This window comes from Micromonospora sp. NPDC052213 (assembly GCF_040679695.1).
Classification (GTDB): Bacteria; Actinomycetota; Actinomycetes; order Mycobacteriales; family Micromonosporaceae; genus Micromonospora.
This window is the reverse complement of the sequence record NZ_JBFAVI010000115.1, coordinates 1-22,211: the sequence shown is the minus strand read 5'-3', so window position 1 is coordinate 22,211 and position 22,211 is coordinate 1. Positions and strand designations below refer to the sequence as shown.

Genomic DNA, 22,211 nt, shown 5'->3' with positions numbered 1-22,211 from the left:
GCGGTGGGGCCCTCCCCTGCCCCCCGGGCGACACGGAAGGGCCCCTCCGCACACCCCGGGCCCAGGAGGAAGCCTTCTTGTCGGCCGCTCGGCTTGTTACCGTGCCGATCATGCGTGCCGCCTTCGCCTCCCGTCTCGACGACGCCAACCCGCTCGCCGCGCTCACCGTCGGCGAGCAGCCCGAGCCCACCCACCCGGCCGACGACTGGGTGACCGTGCAGGTGCGGGCCAGCTCCCTCAACCACCACGACCTCTGGTCGCTGCGCGGCGTGGGGCTGCGCGCGGAGCAACTGCCGATGATCCTCGGCTGCGACGCCGTCGGCGTGGACCCGGACGGCAACGAGGTCGTCGTCTACCCGGTGGTCGCCACCCCGGGCGACCCGCGCGGCGTCTCCATCCTCTCCGAGCACTTCCCCGGCACGCTGGCCGAGCGGGTCGCCGTGCCCCGGTCCAACCTGGTGCCGCTGCCGGCGGGCCTGGCGGCGACGGACGCGGCCTGCCTGCCGACCGCCTGGCTGACCGCGTGGCGGATGCTGACCACCGTGGGCCGGGTCGACGACGCCGGCGCCGTGCTGGTGCAGGGCGCCGGGGGCGGCGTGGCGACCGCGGCCGTCGCGCTCGCCGCGGCGATGGGCAAGCGGGTGTACGCGACCAGCCGCGACGCCGCCAAGCGGGAGCGGATCGCCGAGCTGGGCGCCACCGCCGTCGAGCCCGGCGCCCGGCTGCCGGAGCGGGTCGACGTGGTGATCGAGACGGTCGGGGCGGCCACCTTCGACCACTCGCTGAAGTCCGCCGCGCCGATGGCCCGGATCGTGGTCTCCGGCGCGACCGCCGGGCACGAGCCGAAGGTCAACCTGCGCCGGGTCTTCGCCATGCAGCTGGAGATCCTGGGCACCTCGATGGGCACCCCCGACGAGCTGTCCGCCCTGCTCGCGTTCTGCGCCGAGCGGGGAGTGCGCCCGGTGGTGGACACGGTCGTCCCGTTCAGCCGGGTCGCCGACGCCTTCGCCCGCCTGCACTCCGGCGACGTCTTCGGCAAGGTCGTCGTCGACCACACCGCCTGACGGCCCCCGGCGGCCGCGCCCGCTCGCCATCCGGCGGGGCGCGGCCGCTCAGAGGCGGTTGTCGAGGGTGGCGATGTCGTGGCGGGCGGCGTCGGTGGGGATGCGGCGCTTGGCGGCCTCGTCGCCGTAGAGGGACCAGCGCAGGAACTCGACCGTGGTGTCCGAGACCACCCGCAGGGCGTCGCCGTCGCTGAGCAGGGCCCGGCCGTGGTCGCCCTTCGGCAGGCTCAGCATGGCCTTCGGCCAGGGCACCTTGTCGTAGGCGGCCTTGCCGGCGGCGTACTCGACCACCTCGTCGGCCTCGCCGTGCACGAAGAGCTGCGGCGCGGCGGCGCCCGCGAAGGCGGTGCCGACACCGAGCGCGGTGCCGGCGAAGACCACGCCGGCGTCCAGCCGCTCGTCGCGACCGGCGGTGAAGAGGCCGATCGTGGTCACCCCGCCGGCCGAGTGCCCGGCCGCGGCCACCCGGTCGGTGGCCAGCCGGCCGCGCAGCGGGTCGCCGCTGCGGCCGTCGAGGGCGAGCACCTGGGTGAGCGCGTACGACACGTCGGCGGGCTGGTTGAGCACGTCGAGCACGTTGCCGTCGCCGCCCCGCGCGGTGTGCGGAAAGGTCGGGGCGGCCACCACGAACCCGGCCGCCGCCCAGCGGGTCAGCAGCGTCTCGTAGTCGGCCGGCCGTCCGTTCAGGCCGTGGCTGAACATGACGACGGGAAACCTCCCCCGGGCGGCCGCCGCCGAGCGCTCCGGCTCCCCGCCGGCCTTTCCGGCCGCGGGGTACCAGACGGTCACCGGCAGCGGCCGGTCCCCGTCGCGGTTCAGCTCGAGCTGTCGTACGCCGACGGCGAACGCCTTCTCGGGGGCGGTGCCGGCGGGCACCAGCGGCGCCGGGGTGCTCGCCTTCGGCGATTCGACGGGAGCGGCCGGGCGGGCGACCGGACCGGCGTCGGCGGAGCAGCCGACCAGACCTGCGGCGAGCAGTGCCGTGGCGAGCAGGGCGGGGGTGGCGCGACGCGACATGGCTCCGATTGTGCCTCGCCGCGCCACCCGCCCCGCCCGGGATCGACGCAGCGCACCGGCCGCGTGACCGGCTCGTGCCGGCTCGTCCCACTCGGGTGCCGGACGCGCGACCGAACCGGGTGGAGCGGCACGTCGTCGTGGCACCGAACGACCCGGACCGCGCCGCGGCGCCGCCGCCGGTTGCTCGGCCGCCGGGGCGTGTCCGCTCGCCCGGTTCGCCGGTCGCCCGGGCGTCAACCGGTCATGGGCGGGGCGTCGGCGACGGCGGCGCGGAGGCGCGCCAGATCGGCGGCGTCCTTGGGCCGGCGGGGGCGTCCCGGCATCCAGACGGGAAACATCTCCTTGAACTCGATCTGGGCGGCCACCGAGATCACCGGGACGGCCAGCGGGCCGATCCGGCCGGGCGGACCGGTCAGCATGCCGTCGGGCAGCGGGGTGCCCGCCCACGGGCCGGCGCCCACCACCACCCGGCCGGCCGCGTCCCGCGCCAGGTACGCGACGCTCACCTCGACGTCGTCGCGGATCAGGTCGAGCTGCAGGTGGACCGGCATCCTCGGGTCTGGCCGCCAGCCGTGCGGCCGCAGCAGGCCGGCCAGCCGCTCCGCGTCGGCACGCCAGCAGTACCAGTCGACGTCGACGTGCGGCCGGGTCACCTCGCCCAGGTGGAAGTCCATCGCCCAGCCGCCCCGCAGCCACACCTCGACGCCGGCCGCCGACGCCAGCCCGGCCAGCTCGGCGATGCCGTCGAGTTGTCGCCCCGTCAGACCGTCCACGGCGGCACCGTAGCCCGGCGGCCCTCGCCGCACCAGAGCGTCACCCGTACCGGGGGCGTCCAGGGCGGCCGGTGCGGCGGTCAGCGGGCGGAGCGGGTCTCGAACGCCGTCACGCCCGGAAGGCGGGCGCCGCCGGGCAGGCGCCGGCCGGCGTCCGGGTCGCCGTAGAGGGTCCAGCGGAGGAAGTCCGTGGTGGTGGCGATGACCTGGTCGAAGCCGGGCCGCCCCGGGGTCAGGTACTCGCCGTGACCCTGGCCGAGCAGGCTCAGGAAGGCGGCCGGGCCGGTCGTGCGGTCGTACGCGGCCCGGCCGACCGACGCCGGCACGATCGGGTCGGCCGTGCCGTGCACGAACAGCAGCGGCGCCGCCGGGCCGGCGAAACTGCCCGCCATGCCGCCGCCGGCGATCACGATGCCGGCCCGCAGCCGCCCCGACCGTCCGGAGGTGAACATCCCCGCCGTGGTGAAGCCGCCCGCCGAGTGGCCGGCGGCGGCGAACCGGGTGACGTCGAGGTGCCCGGCGAGCGGGTCACCGCGCCGGGTGTCGAGCCGCACCAGGTGCCGGACGAGCCGCCAGCCGTCGGCCGGCTGGTGGCGTACGTCGGCGCGGCTGAACCGGGGCGTCCCGCGCCGGGTGTGCGGGTAGGCCGGGGCGGCCACCACGAAGCCGGCGGCGGCCCAGCGCGTGGTCAGCCCGGCGTGCAGCTCGGGGAGGCTGTGCAGCCCGTGGCTGTAGACCACCACCGGGAACCGGCCCGCCGCCACCGCGTCCCCGTCCGCCGGGTACCAGACGGTCACCGGGAGCGGCCGAGCCGAGGTGGGGTCGACGGTGAACGTCCGCACCCCGACGGCGTACGTCGTCTCGGGGGCCGGACGGGCCGGCGGCGCGCTGCTCCCGGGCGCGGCGGTGGCCGGCGCGCAGCCCGCCAGCAGCGCCGTCATCAGCACGGCGACCAGCCGCCTCACCCCCACCGTTCCACGGTAGGTGCCGGGTCGTCCGGACCGTCCCCACCGTCCGGCCGGACACTCCCGTCGGCCGGGCGGATCCCGTCCACCGGCCGGCCCGACCTGGGTCGGGCGGCGCGTGGCGGACTACGGGGTGGTAGCGACTTGGCTAGGGTCACCGGCATGCCTGAGAACCACACCGACCCGAGCGGCAACACCGCGGCGTTCCGCGCCTTCGCCAACACCGCCGAGCCGGAGGCGCCGGCCGGCGCCTCCCGCACGCCGCTGCTCGTGGGCGTGGCGGTGGCCGCCGTCGTGCTGGTCGCCCTCGTCGCCTGGCTCGCCCTGAGCTGACGCCCGGGTCAGCCGGCGGCGCCGACCGCGGCCCGCGTCTGGAGGGCGATCTCGCGCTCCTCGTCGGTGCCGAGGACGCAGACCGTCACCTCGGCACCCTCGGGGGAGATGACCCGGTCGCCGCTGCCGGCGTTGCGCTCCGGGTCCACCGCGATGCCGAGCCGGTCCAGGCCGGCCAGCGCGGCGGCGCGCACCGGCGCGGCGTGCTCGCCGACCCCGGCGGTGAAGGCGATCGCGTCCACCCGCCCGAGCAGCGCGTAGTACGCCCCGACGTAGCCGGTGATCCGCCGGCAGTAGACGTCGAAGGCGAGCGTGGCCGCCGGATCGCCGTCCGCCCGGCGCCCGAGGACCTCGCGCATGTCGTTGGCGCCGGTCAGCCCGAGCAGGCCGCTGCGGTGGTTGAGCAGGTCGTCGATCTCGTCGACGGAGAGCCCGCCCTCCCGGCGCAGGTGGAAGATGACGGTCGGGTCGAGGTCGCCGCTGCGGGTGCCCATCACCAGGCCCTCCAGCGGGGACATCCCCATCGAGGTGGCCACGCTCCGGCCGCCGGCGACCGCGCAGGCGCTGGCCCCGTTGCCCAGGTGCAGGGTGATCGTGTTCACCTCCGCGTACGGGCGGTCCAGCAGCTCGGCGGCGCGCCGGGACACGTACGCGTGCGAGGTGCCGTGGAACCCGTACCGCCGGATGCCGTACCGCTCGGCGGTGGCCCGCTCGACCGCGTAGGTCGCGGCGGCCTCGGGCAGCGTGGTGTGGAACGCGGTGTCGAAGACGGCGACCTGCGGCACGTCCGGCAGCGCGGCCAGGGCGACCTCGATGCCGGTCAGGTTGGCGGGGTTGTGCAGCGGCGCGAGCGGGATCAGGTCGCGGATCGCGGCGAGCACCGCGTCGTCGAGCAGGACGGGCTCGCCGAACCGCTTGCCGCCGTGGACCACCCGGTGCCCGACGGCGGCCAGCCCGGCCAGGTCGAGCCCGGCGAGGATCTCCCGGACGGCGGTCTCGTGGTCGGCCGGGCCGCCGCCCGGCTCGCCGACCCGCTCCACGGTGCCCCTGTCGAGCACCCGGTCGCCGTCGAAGAGCCGGTACTTCACCGACGACGATCCGCAGTTGAGCACGAGCACCCGGCTCACGGGCGCCTCCTTCCGGCGGCGGCCGGGCCGACCCGGGCGCTCATGACGACACTCCGCTTCGCTGCGTGCCGCCATGAGGCACCGCCGCACTGAGCCTGCTGATTCGCTCGCTCCGCTCGCTCATGACGACACTCCGCTTCGCTGCGTGCCGCCATGAGGCACCGCCGCACCGAGCCTGCTGATTCGCTCGCTCATGACGACTCCTCGGCCGCCGCCTGGATGGCGGTGATCGCCACGGTGTTCACGATGTCCGGCACGGTGGCTCCCCGGGACAGGTCGTTCACCGGCCGGCGCAGGCCCTGCATCACCGGCCCGACGGCCACCGCCCCGGCGGAACGCTGCACCGCCTTGTACGTGTTGTTGCCCGTGTTCAGGTCGGGGAAGACGAAGACCGTGGCCCGGCCGGCGACCGTGCTGCCGGGCAGCTTCGTCGCCGCGACCGCCGGGTCGATCGCCGCGTCGTACTGGATCGGCCCCTCGACCAGCAGGTCGGGGCGGCGCTCCCGGACCAGTTCCGTGGCCGCCACGACCTTCTCCACGTCGGCGCCCGCCCCGGAGCTGCCGGTGGAGTAGGAGAGCATGGCGACCCGCGGCTCGATGCCGAACCGGGCGGCGGTGTCCGCCGAGGAGATGGCGATGTCGGCGAGCTGGGCGGCGTCCGGGTCGGGGTTGACCGCGCAGTCGCCGTAGACCAGCACCCGGTCGGCCAGCAGCATGAAGAAGACGCTGGAGGCGACCGAGACCCCCGGCACCGTACGGATGATCTCGAAGGCCGGCCGGATCGTGGCGGCGGTGGTGTGGGTCGCCCCGGAGACCATCCCGTCGGCGTGCCCGGTCTGCACCATCAGGGTGCCGAAGTAGTTCGGCTGGGCGACGATGTCGTGCGCCAGTTCGGCGGTGACCCCCCGGTGGGCGCGCAGCTTCGCGTACTCAACGGCGAACTCGTCGCGCCACTCGCTGGTGACCGGGTCGACCACCCGCGCGCCGGTGATGTCGATGCCCAGCTCGCGGGTCCGCCGTACGACGTCGTCGGGGCGCCCGAGCAGGGTGATGTCGGCGACGCCCCGGCGCAGCAGGATCTCCGTCGCCCGCAGGATCCGCTCCTCCGCCCCCTCGGGCAGCACGAGGTGCCGGCGCCGCGCCCGCGCCCGGTCGATCAGGTCGTTCTCGAACATCAGCGGGGTGACCCGCCCGGAGCGGCTGACCCGCAGCCGGCGGGCCAGGTCGTCGGTGTCGACGCAGCGCTCGAACGCGCCGAGCGCGGCCTCCACCTTGCGCGGGTTGGCCGCGCTGGGGCGGCCCTCGATCCGGCTGGACGCGGCCACCGTGTCGTAGCTGTCGCTGGGCACGGAGAGCACCGCGAGGCCGGTGCTCAGCCCCTCCACCAGCCGCATCGCGCGCGGGTCCGGCTGCTCGCCGAGGGTGAGCACCACCCCGGCGATCGAGACCTGCCCGGCCACGTGCGCCGCGCTCGCCGCCACCAGCAGGTCCGCCCGGTCCCCGGGGGTGATCACCAGGGCGCCCTCGGTCAGGTGGTCCAGCAGCGTCGGCACGTGCGCCGCGCCGACCACGTAGTCGAGCACGTCGCGGCCGAGCGCGTCGTCGTCCCCGGCCAGCAGCGTGGCGCCGAGCGCCGTCGCCACCTCGGCCACCGTCGGCGCCGACACGGTCGGCACCTCCGGGATGGCGTACGCGGGGACCGGCAGGTCCGGCAGGGCCATCGGGCCGGGCACCCGGTTGGCGACGACCGCCAGCACCGTCGCCCCGAGGTCCTCCAGATCGTGGTACGCCCCGCGCGCCGCCGCCGCGATCGCCGCCGGCTCCTGCCCGAAGCCGTCGACCACGGGCACCACCACGCTGCCGAACTCGGTGGCCAGCCGGGCGTTGAAGGCCAACTCGCGGGGCCCGGCGCCGTCGCCGCCGTCGGCGAAGTCGCTGCCCACCACGACCACCGCCGGGCAGCGCCGCTCGACCTCCCGGTAGCGCGTGACGATGTCGGCGATCAGTTCCTCCCGCCGCCCGTCGGCGACCAGCGCGGTGGCCTCGGCGTACGTGGTGCCGCTCAGGTCGGCCAGCGGCAACCCGATCCGGTACCGGTCGCTGAGCAGGGCGAGGATCGGGTCGGGGCCGTGCCCGCCGACCAGCGGCCGGAACGCGCCGATCCGCTCGACCTGCCGGGACAACAGCTCCGCCAGCCCGAGCGCGACGGTCGACTTGCCCCCGCCGGATCCCACGCTGGTCAGGTACACACTCCGGGCCACGCACCCCACCCTAGAAGATCGTGTAGCCGTCCGCCCGGGACCTTGGACCCACCCGCCCGGGCCGTTGATCATGAAGTTGTTGTCGCCCGCCTCGGCGTGTCGCGGCAACAACCTCACGATCAACGCGAGGTGGACGGTCGGGTTACTCGTCGTCTTCGTCGTCGAGGCGCGCCAGCCAGGTGGCGAAGCGCTCGATCGGCGTCTCGAACTCGGGGTTCAGGTCGACGAAGTCGCGGAGGCGCTCGCCGAGCCACTCGACGCTGACGGACTCCTCGCCCCGCCGCTGCACCAGTTCCTCGATCCCACGGTCCGTGAAGTACATGCTGTCCGTTCCTCGCTCGTCGGTCTGCTGTGGATGGGCGTTCGGGTCGTCCCGGGACGGACGCCGACGGGGCAGGGACCGTCAGCGCGACGGTCCCTGCCCCGGTTGTCGGTGCGGTGCTCAGGTCACGGGCGGGGGAGAGCCGCCTCGATCAGCGCGGTCTGCTCGACGTCGTGCATCTTCGCCGAGCCGACGGCCGGGGCGGCCGCGGCCGGGCGGGAGATGCGGCGCAGCCGGACGTCGGCCAGGTGCTCCAGCAGGTTGAGCGCGACGAACGACCAGGCGCCCTGGTTGGCCGGCTCCTCCTGCACCCAGGCGTAGTCCTCGGCGTTCGGGTACGCCGCCAGCGCGGCCCGGATCTCCTCCACCGGCATCGGGTAGAGCTGCTCCAGCCGGATGATCGCGGTGTCGGTGATGCCGCGCTCCTGCCGGGCCTGGAACAGGTCGTAGTAGACCTTGCCCGAGCAGAGCAGCACCCGCTTCACCGCCTCCGGCGCCGGGGCGCCCGGGTCGCGCAGCACCGGCTGGAAGGTGCCGGTGGTGAACTCCTCGACGGAGGAGACGCAGAGCTTGTGCCGCAGCAGCGACTTCGGCGTGAACACCACCAGCGGCTTGCGCTTCGGCGAGAGCGCCTGGCGCCGCAGCAGGTGGAAGTAGTTCGCCGGGGTGGTCGGGATGGCCACCCGCATGTTGTCCTCGGCGCACATCTGCAGGAACCGCTCCGGGCGGCCGGAGGTGTGGTCCGGGCCCTGGCCCTCGTGGCCGTGCGGCAGCAGCAGGGTGACCGCGGAGCGCTGGCCCCACTTCACCTCGCCGGAGGAGACGAACTCGTCGATCACCGACTGGGCGCCGTTGACGAAGTCGCCGAACTGCGCCTCCCAGCAGACCAGCGCGTTGATGTTCTCCACCGAGTAGCCGTACTCGAAGCCCATCGCCGCGTACTCGCTGAGCAGGGAGTCGTGCACGAAGAACCGGGACCGCTCGCCGTCGCCGGTCAGCGACTGCAGGGGCAGGTGGTCCTCGCCGGTCACGGCGTCGACCACGGCGGCGTGCCGCTGCACGAAGGTGCCCCGGCGGGAGTCCTGACCGGCGAGCCGGACGGTGACCCCGTCGTGCAGCAGCGAGCCGAACGCGATGATCTCGCCGAAGCCCCAGTCGATGTTGCCCTCGACGGACATCTTGGCCCGCCGGTCGAGCAGCTGCTGGATCCGCTTGTGCGGGGTGAAGCCCTCCGGCAGGTTGACGTGCGCCTCGCCGATGGCCTTGACGACGGCGGCGTCGGTGGCGGTCTCCACCTGCGGCTCCGGCTCGTCCTCCCGCTTCGGGCGGCTGAGCTGGCGCGGCATGGTGGCCGCGTCGCGGGTGGCCTTGAAGACCCGCTCCAGCTGCGACTGGTAGTCGCGCAGCAGCTCCTCCGCATCCTCCACGGTGATGTCGCCGCGCCCGATCAGCTCCTCGGTGTAGAGCTTCCGGACGGACCGCTTCGAGTCGATGATCTTGTACATCTGCGGGTTGGACATCGACGGGTCGTCGCCCTCGTTGTGCCCGCGCCGGCGGTAGCAGACCATGTCGATGACGACGTCCTTGTTGAACGCCTGCCGGTACTCGAAGGCCAGCCGGGCGACCCGGACCACGGCCTCGGGGTCGTCGCCGTTGACGTGGAAGATCGGCGCCTGGATCATCCGGGCGACGTCGGTGCTGTAGAGGCTGGAGCGGCTGTACTCCGGGGCGGTGGTGAAGCCGACCTGGTTGTTGACCACCACGTGCACGGTGCCGCCGGTGCGGTAGCCGCGCAGCTGGGAGAGGTTGAGCGTCTCCGCCACCACGCCCTGGCCGGCGAAGGCGGCGTCGCCGTGCACCGCGAGCGGCAGCACGGTGTAGCCCTCCAGCTTGAGGTCTATCCGGTCCTGCTTGGCCCGGACGATGCCCTCCAGCACCGGGTCGACGGCCTCCAGGTGCGACGGGTTCGCCACCACCGAGACCTTGACCGCGTGGTCGCCGTCCGGCGTGGTGAACTTGCCGTTCTGACCCAGGTGGTACTTCACGTCGCCGGAGCCCTGCGTGGAGCGCGGGTCCAGGTGCCCCTCGAACTCCGAGAAGATCTTCTCGTACGGCTTGCCGACGATGTTCGCCAGCACGTTGAGCCGGCCGCGGTGGGCCATGCCGATGACGACCTCGTCCAGCCCGCCCTCGGCGGACGCCTCCAGCACCTCGCCGAGCAGCGGGATCAGCGACTCGCCGCCCTCCAGCGAGAAGCGCTTCTGCCCGACGTACTTGGTCTGCAGGAAGGTCTCGAACGCCTCGGCGGCGTTGAGCCGGTTGAGCACGTGCTTCTGCTCGTCCGGGGACGGCTTCTCGTACTTGCGCTCGATCCGCTCCTGGATCCAGCGCCGCTCCTCCGGGTCCTGGATGTGCATGTACTCGATGCCGACCCGGCGGCAGTACGAGTCGCGCAGCACGCCGAGGATGTCGCGCAGCTTCATCCGCTGCTTGCCGGCGAAGCCGTTGACCGGGAACTCGCGGTCCAGGTCCCACAGGGTCAGCCCGTGCTGGAGGACGTCCAGGTCCGGGTGCTTGCGGATCTTGAACTCGAGCGGGTCGGTGTCGGCCATCAGGTGCCCGCGCACCCGGTAGGCGTGGATCAGCTCGTGCACGCGGGCCGTCTTGTTGATCTGGCCCTCGCTGTTGACCGCGACGTCGCGCATCCAGCGCACCGGCTCGTACGGGATGCGCAGCGAGGTGAAGATCTGGTCGTAGAAGCCGTGCTCGCCCAGCAGCAGCTCGTGCATGACCTTGAGGAACTCGCCGGACTGCGCGCCCTGGATGATCCGGTGGTCGTACGTGCTGGTCAGGGTGATGACCTTGCTGACCGCCAGCTCGGCCAGGGTGGCCTCGGACATGCCCTGGTAGGGGGCCGGGTACTCCATCGCGCCGACGCCGATGATCGCGCTCTGCCCCTGCATGAGCCGCGGCATCGAGTGCACGGTGCCGATGCCGCCGGGGTTGGTCAGCGAGATCGTGGTGCCGGAGTAGTCCTCCATGGTCAGCTCGTTGCGGCGGGCGCGCCGGACCACGTCCTCGTACGCCTGCCAGAACTGCCGGAAGTCCATCTGCTCGCAGGCCTTGATGGACGGGACCACCAGGTTGCGGCTGCCGTCCGGCTTGACCAGGTCGATCGCGATGCCCAGGTTGACGTGCTCGGGCCGGACCATCACCGGCTTGCCGTCGACCTCGGCGAAGGAGTTGTTCATCTCCGGGTGGGCGACCAGCGCCCGGACCATCGCGTACCCGATGAGGTGGGTGAAGCTGACCTTGCCGCCGCGCCCACGGGTGAGGTGGTTGTTGATCACGATGCGGTTGTCGACCAGCAGCTTGGCCGGGACGGCGCGCACGCTGGTGGCGGTCGGCACGGCGAGCGAGGCGTCCATGTTCTGGACGATCTTCGCTGCCACGCCGCGCAGCGGCGTGGTCTGCGGGCCGGCGGCGGTCGGCTTGGTCGGCGCGGGCTTGGCCGGGGCGGCCTTCGCGGGCGCGGGCTTGGCCGGGGCGGCCTTGGCGGCCGGCTTCTCCGGCTTCGCCTCCGGCTTCTTCTCCGCCGGCTTGGCGGCGGCCGGCTGCGCGACCGAGGTGGTCGCCTCCTGCTGCCCGGCCGGCTCCGGCGCGGCGGCCGGCTTCGGGGGCTGCTGTTCAGCGCGGGGCGTGCCGGCGCCGGGCGCCGGACGGTAGTCCGCGAAGAAGTCGTGCCAGGCCGAATCGACGCTGGTGGGGTCGGCGAGGTAGCGCTGGTACATCTCCTCGACGATCCACTCGTTCGGACCGAAACCCGCCAGTGGGTTCTCCTGCGAAGTCTGCTGGGTCGACACGGCCGGTAATCGCCTCTTTCACGCGGGTTTGTGTGTCACGCGGTGTCCCCGTGCCGCCCTGTCTGCGAGCGCCCACGAGACGGCTCCCAGGCTACGCCGTGCGGATGCCGCAGGCATTTCCGCCTCCGCCGCGTGGTCCGTTTCACAGAAGATGCCAGAAGTTGGCCAAACGCTGCGTGTTCCGCCGACTGCTGGTAAGGCCCGTCGTGCCGCCGGCACCCGGTACGACGGGGGGCGGGGGCGGTGCCCGGCACCACCCCCGCCCCCCGTCGTCCGAACCCGTCAGGAGATGTCGCGACGGCGGGTGATCGCGACGCCGACCACCCCGCTGACCACCGCGTAGCCGATCAGCACGAGCGCGCCGACCCACCACTCGGGGGTGAAGTCCGTCTGGCCCTCGCTGACCATGACGGTCGAGGCGACGGCCGGCCAGATCACCTGCCACTTGGCCACGGCCTGGTTCTCCAGCACGTTCGCCAGCAGCATGAACAGCAGCCCCACCACCTGCGTGCCGACCAGGTAGAGCACCGCGGCGGTGATCACCGCGCCGAGCTGGTTGGTGATCAGCGTGCCGATCCCCACGCCGAGGACCGTCCAGATCGCGTACGCCAGCAGGTTGAGCAGCAGCGCCCGCTGCACGGCCCACTCGTCGAGCAGGGTGCCGTAGTCGTTGATCGACAGGAAGATCGCCCCGGCGGCCAGGTCGATCACGGTGGTCACCAGCCAGAACCCGAAGCCCAGCAGGCTCGCCGCGACGAGCTTGCTGAGGATCACCGACGTGCGGCGCGGCGTCGACAGGAAAGTCGTGGTCGCCGTCTGGTGGAAGAACTCGTTGGTGACCATCAGGATGCCGATCAGCATCACGAACATCAGGCCCAGGTACTGCCCGGAGGTGTAGAGGTTGGCGGCCTGCGCCGCCGCGGACGCCATGTCGCCGGTGACGCCCAGGCTCTCGCCCTTGCCGCTCAGCGTCTCGTCGGCGACCCAGGCGTTGAACGCGAACGCCAGCGCGATCGACAGGAACGCGCCGATGGCCAGCCACCACCACGTGCTGGTGGTGCGGATCTTGAGCAGCTCGGATCGGACGAGGTTCATCGGATGCCCGCCTTTCCGGCCGTCAGCTCCAGGAAGACCCGTTCCAGGTCAGGCCGTTCCGTGGTCAGTTCGTGTAGTTCGACGCCGGCGGCCAGGGCGACCCGGCCCACGGTCGGGGCGTCCACCCCGCCCACCAGCAGGGTGCCGTGCTCGTCGACGTCGACGGTGGCCGGGCCGTCCTTCAGCGCCACGGTCAGCGCGTCGGCCTGCGGGGTACGCACCCGCACCCGGACGCCCTGCGCCATCGACCCGATCACGTGCTCGACCGTGCCCTGCCGGACGAGCTGGCCGGCGGCGATGATCACCACGTCGTCGGCGAGCAGCTGCATCTCGGACAGCAGGTGGCTGGAGACCAGCACGGTGCGGCCCTCGTGCGCGAGGTTCTTGAGGAACCCGCGCATCCACCGGATGCCCTCCGGGTCCAGGCCGTTGGCCGGCTCGTCGAGGATCAACACCCGGGGGTCGCCGAGCATGGCGGCGGCGATGCCGAGCCGCTGCTTCATGCCGAGCGAGTAGCCCTTGAACTTGCGCTTCGCCGCCGGCGTGAGCCCGACCAGCGCCAGCGCCTCGTCGGCCCGCTGCTTCGGCAGCCCCGCCGCCGCGCAGAGCACCCGCAGGTGGTTGATCCCGGTGCGGCCCTTGTGCGCGCTGGACGCCTCCAGCACCGCGCCGACGTGCCGCAGCGGGTCGGTCAGGTCGACGTACCGGCGGCCGCTGATGGTCGCCTGTCCGCCGGTCGGGGTGACCAGGTTCAGCAGCATGCGCAGGGTGGTGGTCTTGCCGGCGCCGTTGGGGCCGAGGAATCCGGTCACCCGCCCGGGCTCGACCGTGAAGGACAGATTGTTCACGGCCCGGACGTTCTTGTACTGCTTCGTCAGGCCGGACACCACGATCTGACCGTCACTCGTGGGGCTTCGCTGCCCGTCAGTCATTGCTCTCCTTCGTGCGGGGCTTCGGGGTACGCCGTGACACAGCGTGGCGGGCGGGCGCAACGAGGTCAATCAGGCGCGCTCCGTAGATCCACCTCCGCCTCAGGCAGGAGGCCCTCCTCCCCAGGAACGACTACCCGCCGGCCGCCGCCACGGCGATCCAGGTCGCCCGGGCCCAGGCCAGGAGGGTGCCGTCGGGGGCGTACAGGCTGGTGTGCACGAGCGCCTTGCGGCCCTCGCCGTCGACCATCGCGCCGGTCACCACGCACTCGTCGCCCGGCTCGGGCAGCGCCGCGACCACCGCCGCGATGCGGCCGAGGACGTACGGCCGGCCGGGCGCGATGACGGCCCAGCCGCCGGGGCAGTCCAGCGCCGCCCAGACCGTGGCGGAAGTGACCGACCCCGGCGCGCGGAACGGCGCGGCGGTCCGGCCGTCCGGCAGCCGGCCGGGGAAGATCCGCAGGCCGTCGGGGCGGTCCGGGCCGCAGACGTAGCAGCCCGGGAAGGGGTGGTCCACCAGTCCGGGGTACGCCGCCGACGCGGCCCGCGCGGCCGGTAGGTCCACCGGCGGCACGACCGCGCGGGGATCCTCCGTGGGGCGGACCTGGGCGACGACCAGGCCCTCCGGGTCGCGGACCTCCCCGTCGACGAGAGTGAGCAGGGTCTCCAGCGGGGGCGGGCGGCGCAGCGTCACCTCGACCGGCCCCGGGGCGCCGGACGCGGCGGCGAAGACCCCGGCGCTCCAACCGCCGTTGCCCGAGCCGGGCGGCCCGTTGTGGCGCGACTCGATGATCATCAGACACCTCCCGCGGCGCGGCGTCCGGCCCCGTCGCCGGCCCGCCCCCGGCAGCCTCGCACGCCCGCCGGCCGGCCCCGCCACGGGTCGCCGACCGCCGTTCACCTCATCGACACTCCTCACCCCAACGCCCGGCAACCCGGGCCGCCTACACAGGTGCCATGGCCGTTCTGCACGCCGCTGGCGCACCCCTGACGACCAGCGGATACACCCTGCTGATCGCCGACGACCCGAGCGAGGTCGCGGCCGCGCAACGCCTCCGTCACGAGGTGTTCGCCACCGAGCTCGGCGCCACCCTCCGCCCCGACTCCGCCGGGCGCGACGTCGACGAGTTCGACCCGTACTGCGACCACCTGATCGTCCGGCAGGAGAGCACGGGCGAGGTCGTCGGCACGTACCGGCTCCTCCCGCCGGACCGCACCGACCGCCGGTACGCCGAGAGCGAGTTCGACCTCGCGGCGCTGGACCCGCTCCGGGAGCAGTTGGTCGAGGCGGGCCGCTCCTGCGTGCACCCCGACCACCGCTCCGGCGCCGTGATCAACCTGATGTGGGCCGGCATCACCCGCTACCTGCACCTGCGGGGGTCGCGCTGGCTCGGCGGCTGCGCGTCGGTGCCGGTGGCCGACGGGGGCCGGGCCGCCGCCGCCGTGTGGGACGAGGTCCGGGCCCGGCACCTGGCCCCGCCGCCGCTGCGGGTGCGTCCACGCCGCCCCTGGTTCGCCGAGCCGGGCGCGACGACCGGGCCGGCCGACGGTCCGGTGGGGCGGGCCGTCCTGCCGCCGCTGCTGCGCGGCTACCTGCGCCTCGGTGCCTGGGTCTGCGGGGAACCCGCGTACGACCCGGACTTCGGGGTGGCCGACTTCTACGTGCTCTTCTCCCTGGACCGGATGAACCCCCGCTACCTGCGGCACTTCCTGGGCGGGGCCGAGCGGTGAGTGCGACACCTCTCTGGCTGCCCGCGTCGGGCTGCGGGCCGGCCTGCCTCCCGGTCGCCGGCGCGGCCGGTGCCGTGCCGGCGACCCGGCGGGTGGCCCGGCTGCTGGCGGTGCTCGGGATGCTGCTGGCGGGCACGGTGCTGGCCGCGCTGCTGCCGGTGCTGCCGGCGGGGGAGCGGGCCGTGGCCGTGCGTGGCTGGGCCCGGGGGACGCTGCGCGCCCTCGGCGTACGCCTGGTGGTGCGCGGCCGGGCGCCGCGTCGGCCGGCGTTGCTGGTGGCCAACCACGTCTCCTGGCTGGACGCGCTGGCGCTGCTGGCCGTCGAGCCGGCCCGGATGGTGGCCAAGCGGGAGGTGCGGTCCTGGCCGCTGGTCGGGCTGCTCGCGGCCGCGTCCGGCGCCGTCCTGGTCGACCGGGCCCGGCCGCGCGACCTGCCGGCGACGGTGGCCCGGGTCGCCGCCGTGCTGCGCGCCGGCCGCCCGGTGGCGGTCTTCCCGGAGGGTACGACGTGGTGCGGGGCCGCCGACGCGGTCGGCTGCCGCCCCAGCCGGGGGTTCCGCCCGGCCCTGTTCCAGGCGGCGATCGACGCCGGGGCGCCGGTGGTGCCGCTACGGATCGGCTACGCGTGCGCGGCGACCGGCGTGCCGACCACGGCCGCGGCCTTCGTCGGCGACGACAACCTGTTCCGCTCGCTGGGTCGGGTGCTCGCCGCCCGCGACCTGGAGGTCCGGGTGACCGTCTCCGCCGCGCTGCACCCCGCGCGGGACGCCGACCGTCGACTGCTCGCCCGGACGGCCGAGTCGGCCGTGCACCTCGTGCCGCCGCCGGCCGGGTCGGCGGCCCCGGGCGCGCCGGTCCCGGGCGCGCCGGTCCCCGCACCGGCGCTGTCCGTGCCGGTCGCCGTGCCGGTCGCCGTGCCGGCGCTGTCCGCGCAGGTCCCCGCGCCGGCACCGTTTCCGCCGGTCGCCGCGCCGTCGGAACCGGGGCCGCCCGTCGGGCCGACCGGACGGGAGCGGAGGCTCGACCTGGCCGCCTGACCCCCCGGACGGCGAGGACCGTCCGCCGTCCGGCGACACCCTTGTCCTATCGCGATGTATCGCGTTACTGTCCTGCCGTGGGACGCGCCGGGCCGGCGCGTCGCCGGAGGGAGGACCGATGACCGGCTGGACCGTGGACGCCCCGCAGCGGCTCACCCTGGACGGGCCGGTCACCCGGCTGGACGTCCACCTGCTCAGCGGCCGCCTCAACGTGGTGGCCACCGACGGCCCGGCCCGGGTCGACGTCACCCGGGTCGGTCGCCGGCCGGTCCTGGTCGAGCACCGGGACGGTCGGCTCTCCGTACGCCAGCAGCGGCGCCGGCGGTGGTCGGAGTTCGTCTGGTGGGTGGGGCCGCTGTCCCGGCTGGCCCGCGTCGACGTCTCCGTCGCGGTCCCCGCCGACGTGCTGGCCGACCTCGAACTGGTCGAGGGCTCGCTGGTCGCGTCGGGCCTGCGCGGTCGGACCCGGGTGGAGGTGACGGCGGGGCGGATCACGCTGATGGGGCTGCGCGGCCCGACGTCGGCGAAGACCACGTCGGGTCCGGTCGAGGCGCTGGGCGTGTCCGGCGACCTCGACCTGGAGACGGTCTCGGGCGAGGTGACCCTCGCCGACAGCGCGGCCGGTCGGGTGCGCGCGGCCACCGTCACCGGCGCCATCACCTGCGACCTGGACAATCCCCGGCGCAGCGACATCCGGCTCAGCACGATCTCCGGTGGCATCACCGTCCGGGTCCGTGAGGACAGCGACCTCGCCGTGCGCCTGCACACCACGTCGGGCCGGATCACCAGCGGCTTCGCCCAGGTGCGGGGCAGCGCCGCCCCCGGGGCGGTGGTCGACAGCGAGGGAGTGCTCGGCGCGGGCGCGGGTAAGCTCTGGGCTTCCGCCACCTCGGGCAGCATCGCGCTGCTCGCCCGCCGGGTGGACGACCAGGAAGAGGAGCTGCCGTGACCGCCGTGTTCAGTCACGGGCGGCTCCGGCTCTACCTGCTCAAGCTCCTCGACGACGGCCCGAAGCACGGCTACGAGCTGATCCGCCTGCTGGAGGAGCGGTTCCTCGGCCACTACGCGCCCAGCGCCGGCACCATCTACCCCCGGCTGCAACGGATGGAGGCCGACGGGCTCGTCACCCACACCGCCGTCGGCGGCCGCAAGGTCTACGAGATCACCGAGGCCGGCCGGGCCGAGCTGCGCCAGCGGGCCGGCGAGCTGGCCGCCCTGGAGTCGGACATCGCGGCCTCGGTCGAGGACCTGTCCGCGCTGGCCGGGGAGATCCGCGACGAGGTACGCGGCTCGGTCCGCGACCTGAAGCGGGAGCTGCGCGAGGCGGCGCGGCAGACCCGACGGGCCCGCTGGACACCCCCGGCGCCCGGTCCGGCGCCCGCACCCGGCCCCACCGCAGGGCCGGGAACGACACCGCTCGCCGAGTTCGACCAGCGGCTGGCGGCCTTCGCCGTCGAGGTGGGCGCCCTGGTGCGGGCCCGCAGGCTCACCGACTCGCAGCTGCGTACGGCGATCCGGCTGCTCGACGGCGCGTTGGACGGGCTGCGGCGGCTCCTGCGCTGATCACGGCGGTCGGCTCACAGGCTTTTTCCAGGAAGTGCCCAGCGCGGACGCAGCGAGAGCGCGGATGATGGGCGCATGGCCGCTACCCAGACCGAGGCGCGACTGCTCGTCGTCGAGGACGATCCCAACATCCTCGAACTGCTCTCCGCGAGCCTGCGCTTCGCGGGCTTCGACGTGGCCACCGCGACGAGCGGCAGCGCCGCCCTGCACGCCGCCAAGGACCACCGGCCCGACCTGGTCGTGCTCGACGTGATGCTGCCCGACCTGGACGGCTTCGAGGTCATCCGGATGCTCCGCGAGGGCGGTACGCGCACGCCCGTGGTCTTCCTCACCGCGCGCGACGCCACCGACGACAAGATCCGCGGGCTGACCCTGGGCGGGGACGACTACGTCACCAAGCCGTTCAGCCTGGAGGAGCTGACCGCCCGGATCCGGGCGGTGCTGCGGCGGACCAGCACCGGCGAGCAGGCGCCCTCCCGGCTGACCTTCGCCGACCTGGAGCTGGACGAGGAGACCCACGAGGTGCACCGGGCCGGCCAGCGGGTGCAGCTGTCGCCGACGGAGTTCAAGCTGCTGCGCTACCTGATGCTGAACGCCAACCGGGTGCTGTCGAAGGCGCAGATCCTCGACCACGTGTGGAACTACGACTTCCGGGGCGACGACAACATCGTCGAGTCCTACATCTCCTACCTGCGCCGCAAGGTGGACAACACCCAGCCCCGGCTGATCCACACCCTGCGGGGCGTCGGGTACGTGCTGCGCAAGCCGGCGGCGTGAACCCGGTCCACCAGGGGAAGGCATGGCTGCGCGGCGTCCCGCTGCGGGTGAAGCTGGTCGCCGCGGTCCTGGCCCTGGTCGCCGCCGCCCTCCTGGTCATCAGCTCGCTGACCACCGTCTTCCTCCGGGGCTACCTCATCGAGCAGGTGGACGAGGAACTGAGCCGCACCACCGGCTCGGTGGCCGCAGTGCTGAACCTGTACAAGGAAGGCCGGAAAAGCACCACCACGCTGCCCAGCGACTTCATCATCTCGTTGGCCCAGCCGGCCGGGGTGATGTCGCCCGAGTACGACAGCCGCAACATCCGCCCGGAACAGCTGCCGCGGCTACCGAGCACCACCGAGGGGTTCGCCGCGCTGAGCGGCGAGCCGCGCACGGTGCTCGCGCAGGACCACAGGTCTCGCTGGCGGATGCTCTACACCCAGTTGGACGACGGCGAGATCCTGGCCGTCGGCCAGCACCTCACCGACGTCGACCAGGCCGTCAAACAGCTGATCTGGATTGACCTGCTGGTCGGCGGGTCGGTGCTGATCCTGCTCGCCTCGATCGGCGCGGCGATCGTCCGGACCAGCCTGAAACCGCTGGTGGAGATCGAGCGTACGGCCGCCGCCATCGCCGGCGGCGACCTCACCCGGCGGGTGCCTGACCCGGAGGAGGGGCAACCCGTCCCGACCTCGGAGCTGGGCCGGCTCTCCCGGGCGCTGAACGCCATGCTGACGCAGATCGAGGCCGCCTTCACCGCCCGGGCCGCTTCGGAGACCGCCGCCCGGGCCGCCGAGACCACGGCGCGGGACGCGGCCGGCGCGGCGCGGGCGTCCGAGGCGCGGGCCCGGCGCTCGGAGGAGCGGATGCGGCAGTTCGTCGCGGACGCGTCGCACGAGCTGCGGACGCCGCTGACCACCATCCGGGGCTTCGCCGAGCTGTACCGGCAGGGCGCGGCGAGCGCACCGGAGCAGACCGCCGACCTGCTACGCCGCATCGAGCAGGAGGCGGCCCGGATGGGGCTGCTGGTGGAGGACCTGCTGCTGCTGGCCCGGCTGGACCGGGAACGGCCGCTCGCCCTCGCCCCGGTGGAGCTGCCCGTGCTGGCCAGCGACGCGGTCGAGGCCGCCCGGGTGGTGGCGCCGGAGCGCCGGGTGGAACTGGAGATCGAGCCCGGGTCCGGCCCGCTGGTGGTCTACGGCGACGACGCCCGGCTCCGTCAGGTGATCGGCAACCTGATGACCAACGCCCTCACGCACACCCCGCCGGACGCCTCGGTGACCCTGCGGCTGCGGGCCGAGTCGGGCAACCTGGCCGTGGTGGAGGTGGCGGACACCGGCCCCGGGCTCACCCCCGACCAGGCGGAGCGGGTCTTCGAGCGCTTCTACCGGGTGGACGCGGCGCGTACCCGGCGGGCCGGCGGCAACACCGGCACCGGGCTCGGCCTGGCCATCGTGGCGGCGCTGGTGCGCGCGCACCACGGCACCGTCGAGGTGGCCGACACCCCGGGCGGGGGCGCGACCTTCCGGGTCCGGCTGCCGCTCGCGCCCGACATCGAGGGTGATGGCGAGTGACTTTCAGCCAACATTCAGGCCGGTTCCAGGCTGGTCGCAGTGGTCCGAGCGAAGGTGGATCCATGACCGAGTACGAGTCCGACCCGCAGCGCCGGCCGGCCGCCACCGACGCCGAGCCGTCGCACCCCACCGCCGAGCTGCCGCGCGTCGCGCGCGCCCAGTCCGACTCCCGCCCCGACCCCGCCCCGACCGCCCCCGGGGACACCGCCGCCCCGGCGTCGGCCGCATCCGCCGCCCCGGCGTCGGCCGCACCCGAAGCGACGGGCGGCGACGCCTTCCGTACCGCCGAGCCGGGCCGGCCCACCGACGGCCCGGTCGCGGGCGATGCCGCGACGCGCGCCCCGGAGCCGGTCCGCGCCCCCGAGGGCGCCACCGCCCCGGACCCGGTCCGTGGCCCCGGCGTCCCGGCCGGACAGCCCACCCCGGCGGGACCGTTCCCACCCGTCACGGCCGGCCCGGCCGCCCCGCCCTACCCCGTGCCCGGCCAGGCCCCGGGCGGCCACCCGCACCCGACCGGGCAGCCCGGCCAGCCGCAGGGCACGCCGTACCCGGGCGCGCCGTGGTACGGCCAGCAGTCCGGCTGGAGCGGCGGGGGACAGCCGGGACACTACGGCCAGCACCCGCACCACCCGGGCCAGCCGGTGCCGCCCTGGGCCCCCGCGCCGGCGGTCGGCCCCCGGCCGGGCCGGATCGCCAAGCTCGCCGGCGCCGGCGTCGCGGTCTTCGCCCTGATGCTCGGCTCGGGCGTCGCCGGCGGGGCGCTCGCGCTCGCCGTGGACGGCGACTCCGGGACCACCCGCACCTACTCCGCCGCGCCGGTGATCAACAGCGCCGACCTGCCCCGGATCGCCGCCGCCGTGCAGCCCAGCGTCGTCTCCATCGCCACCGACAGCGGCGAGGGCTCCGGCGTGATCCTCACCGCCGACGGCTACGTGCTCACCAACAACCACGTCGTCGCCTCCGCCGGCCAGGACAGCGTCCGGGTGGTCTTCGCCGACGGCAAGACCGCCCAGGCCCGGATCGTCGGCACCGACCCGAAGACCGACCTGGCGGTGGTGAAGGCCGCCGGCGTCAGCGACCTGAAGCCGGCCACGTTCGGTGACAGCGACGCGATGCAGGTCGGCGACCAGGTGCTCGCCCTCGGCAGCCCGCTGGGCCTCCAGGGCTCGGTCACCGCCGGCATCCTCAGCGCCCGCGACCGCACCATCCAGGCCGGCAGCGGCGAGCAGCGGCAGGCGCCGGGTCAGGGCGCCAGCTCGATCGCCGGGCTGCTCCAGACCGACGCGCCGATCAACCCGGGCAACTCCGGTGGCGCGCTGGTCAACACCCGGGGCGAGGTGATCGGCATCAACACCGCGATCGCCACCGCCGGTCAGGGCAGCACCGGCAACATCGGCGTCGGCTTCGCGATCCCCAGCAACAAGGCCAAGGACGTGGCCGGCAAGCTCCAGCGGGGCGAGAAGGTCAGCCACCCGTCGCTCGGGGTCAGCGTGACGGCCGCCGAGGGCGGTGGGGCGCTGGTCGCCGCCGTCACCTCCGGCAGCGCCGCCGAGAAGGCCGGGCTCCAGCGCGGCGACGTGATCATCCGGTTCGGCGACAAGGCGGTCAACGACTCGGACGACCTGGTCGGCGCCGTGCAGGCCGGCAAGGTCGGCGATCGGGTGGCGGTGACCTACAAGCGCAACGGCGCCGAATCCACGGCAACCGTGACGCTCGCCGAGACGTCGTAACACGTAACCGAGACTTTCCTCCTCCCTCCGGCGGCGGGTGGCGGGGCCAAGGGGGTTGGCTCCGTCAC

The 22,211-nt window shown here is 74.3% G+C and carries 19 protein-coding genes; 9 read left to right on the top strand and 10 right to left on the bottom strand.

Going from position 1 to position 22,211, the window contains the following annotated elements; all coding sequences use genetic code 11:
• Nucleotides 1–101 precede the first annotated feature (101 nt).
• Nucleotides 102–1,064 carry a zinc-binding dehydrogenase gene (locus tag AB0L34_RS23665; RefSeq protein ID WP_363706630.1) on the top strand — a complete coding sequence of 321 codons (963 nt, stop codon included), beginning with the start codon at nt 102–104 and terminating at the stop codon, nt 1,062–1,064.
• A gap of 48 nt (nt 1,065–1,112) precedes the next feature.
• Here AB0L34_RS23665 and AB0L34_RS23660 read toward each other — a convergent pair whose 3' ends face one another.
• The 3 genes from AB0L34_RS23660 to AB0L34_RS23650 form a co-directional block, all read right to left on the bottom strand.
• On the bottom strand, nt 1,113–2,081 hold the full coding sequence (locus tag AB0L34_RS23660; RefSeq protein WP_363706629.1) for a chlorophyllase: 969 nt from the start codon (nt 2,079–2,081) through the stop codon (nt 1,113–1,115).
• Between the two features lie 233 nt (nt 2,082–2,314).
• Entirely contained in the window at nt 2,315–2,854 is a 540-nt protein-coding gene (locus AB0L34_RS23655) for an aminoglycoside adenylyltransferase (RefSeq protein WP_363706627.1), read from the bottom strand.
• Nucleotides 2,855–2,934: 80 nt separating this feature from the next.
• The gene (locus tag AB0L34_RS23650) at nt 2,935–3,825 is read right to left on the bottom strand and encodes an alpha/beta hydrolase (RefSeq protein ID WP_363706625.1); all 891 of its coding nucleotides are present in this window, start codon (nt 3,823–3,825) and stop codon (nt 2,935–2,937) included.
• Nucleotides 3,826–3,981: 156 nt separating this feature from the next.
• Between AB0L34_RS23650 and AB0L34_RS23645 the strand changes: the two genes are divergently transcribed.
• Nucleotides 3,982–4,152 (top strand): hypothetical protein, encoded by a 171-nt coding sequence (locus AB0L34_RS23645; RefSeq protein WP_363706623.1) that lies wholly within the window; start codon nt 3,982–3,984, stop codon nt 4,150–4,152.
• 8 nt (nt 4,153–4,160) lie between these two features.
• Here the strand turns inward: AB0L34_RS23645 and AB0L34_RS23640 are convergent, their stop codons facing one another.
• The 7 genes from AB0L34_RS23640 to AB0L34_RS23610 form a co-directional block, all read right to left on the bottom strand.
• Nucleotides 4,161–5,279 (bottom strand): acetate kinase, encoded by a 1,119-nt coding sequence (locus AB0L34_RS23640; RefSeq protein WP_363706621.1) that lies wholly within the window; start codon nt 5,277–5,279, stop codon nt 4,161–4,163.
• 191 nt (nt 5,280–5,470) lie between these two features.
• Nucleotides 5,471–7,549 carry a phosphate acetyltransferase gene (gene pta / locus AB0L34_RS23635; RefSeq protein ID WP_363706619.1) on the bottom strand — a complete coding sequence of 693 codons (2,079 nt, stop codon included), beginning with the start codon at nt 7,547–7,549 and terminating at the stop codon, nt 5,471–5,473.
• Nucleotides 7,550–7,682: 133 nt separating this feature from the next.
• The gene (locus AB0L34_RS23630) at nt 7,683–7,862 is read right to left on the bottom strand and encodes a DUF6104 family protein (RefSeq protein ID WP_350680287.1); all 180 of its coding nucleotides are present in this window, start codon (nt 7,860–7,862) and stop codon (nt 7,683–7,685) included.
• A gap of 125 nt (nt 7,863–7,987) precedes the next feature.
• A complete protein-coding gene (locus AB0L34_RS23625) occupies nt 7,988–11,725 on the bottom strand; it encodes a multifunctional oxoglutarate decarboxylase/oxoglutarate dehydrogenase thiamine pyrophosphate-binding subunit/dihydrolipoyllysine-residue succinyltransferase subunit (protein ID WP_363706617.1) in 3,738 nt (1,245 codons plus the stop codon).
• 282 nt (nt 11,726–12,007) lie between these two features.
• Nucleotides 12,008–12,820 carry an ABC transporter permease gene (locus AB0L34_RS23620; RefSeq protein WP_357459374.1) on the bottom strand — a complete coding sequence of 271 codons (813 nt, stop codon included), beginning with the start codon at nt 12,818–12,820 and terminating at the stop codon, nt 12,008–12,010.
• Nucleotides 12,817–13,752: an ABC transporter ATP-binding protein gene (locus AB0L34_RS23615; RefSeq protein ID WP_357459376.1), complete on the bottom strand. Its 936-nt coding sequence runs from the start codon at nt 13,750–13,752 to the stop codon at nt 12,817–12,819. Before AB0L34_RS23615 ends, AB0L34_RS23620 begins: the two co-directional genes overlap by 4 nt.
• A gap of 130 nt (nt 13,753–13,882) precedes the next feature.
• Complete coding sequence (locus tag AB0L34_RS23610) at nt 13,883–14,545, bottom strand: hypothetical protein (RefSeq protein WP_363706615.1); 663 nt, start codon at nt 14,543–14,545, stop codon at nt 13,883–13,885.
• A gap of 161 nt (nt 14,546–14,706) precedes the next feature.
• Between AB0L34_RS23610 and AB0L34_RS23605 the strand changes: the two genes are divergently transcribed.
• From AB0L34_RS23605 to AB0L34_RS23575, 7 genes are all read left to right on the top strand, one after another.
• Nucleotides 14,707–15,480 (top strand): GNAT family N-acyltransferase, encoded by a 774-nt coding sequence (locus AB0L34_RS23605; protein ID WP_363706613.1) that lies wholly within the window; start codon nt 14,707–14,709, stop codon nt 15,478–15,480.
• Nucleotides 15,477–16,517 carry a lysophospholipid acyltransferase family protein gene (locus AB0L34_RS23600; RefSeq protein ID WP_363706611.1) on the top strand — a complete coding sequence of 347 codons (1,041 nt, stop codon included), beginning with the start codon at nt 15,477–15,479 and terminating at the stop codon, nt 16,515–16,517. The genes AB0L34_RS23605 and AB0L34_RS23600 overlap by 4 nt, the downstream gene beginning before the upstream one ends.
• 118 nt (nt 16,518–16,635) lie before the next feature.
• Nucleotides 16,636–17,466, top strand: a complete 831-nt coding sequence (locus tag AB0L34_RS23595; RefSeq protein WP_363706609.1) for a DUF4097 family beta strand repeat-containing protein — start codon at nt 16,636–16,638, stop codon at nt 17,464–17,466.
• On the top strand, nt 17,463–18,080 hold the full coding sequence (locus AB0L34_RS23590; RefSeq protein WP_363706607.1) for a PadR family transcriptional regulator: 618 nt from the start codon (nt 17,463–17,465) through the stop codon (nt 18,078–18,080). The genes AB0L34_RS23595 and AB0L34_RS23590 overlap by 4 nt, the downstream gene beginning before the upstream one ends.
• A gap of 75 nt (nt 18,081–18,155) precedes the next feature.
• Nucleotides 18,156–18,857, top strand: coding sequence for a response regulator transcription factor (locus tag AB0L34_RS23585; protein ID WP_091103329.1), 702 nt, complete (start codon nt 18,156–18,158; stop codon nt 18,855–18,857).
• A complete protein-coding gene (locus AB0L34_RS23580) occupies nt 18,854–20,413 on the top strand; it encodes a HAMP domain-containing sensor histidine kinase (protein ID WP_363706605.1) in 1,560 nt (519 codons plus the stop codon). Before AB0L34_RS23585 ends, AB0L34_RS23580 begins: the two co-directional genes overlap by 4 nt.
• A 62-nt stretch (nt 20,414–20,475) precedes the next feature.
• Complete coding sequence (locus tag AB0L34_RS23575) at nt 20,476–22,143, top strand: trypsin-like peptidase domain-containing protein (RefSeq protein ID WP_363706603.1); 1,668 nt, start codon at nt 20,476–20,478, stop codon at nt 22,141–22,143.
• Nucleotides 22,144–22,211: the final 68 nt, after the last annotated feature.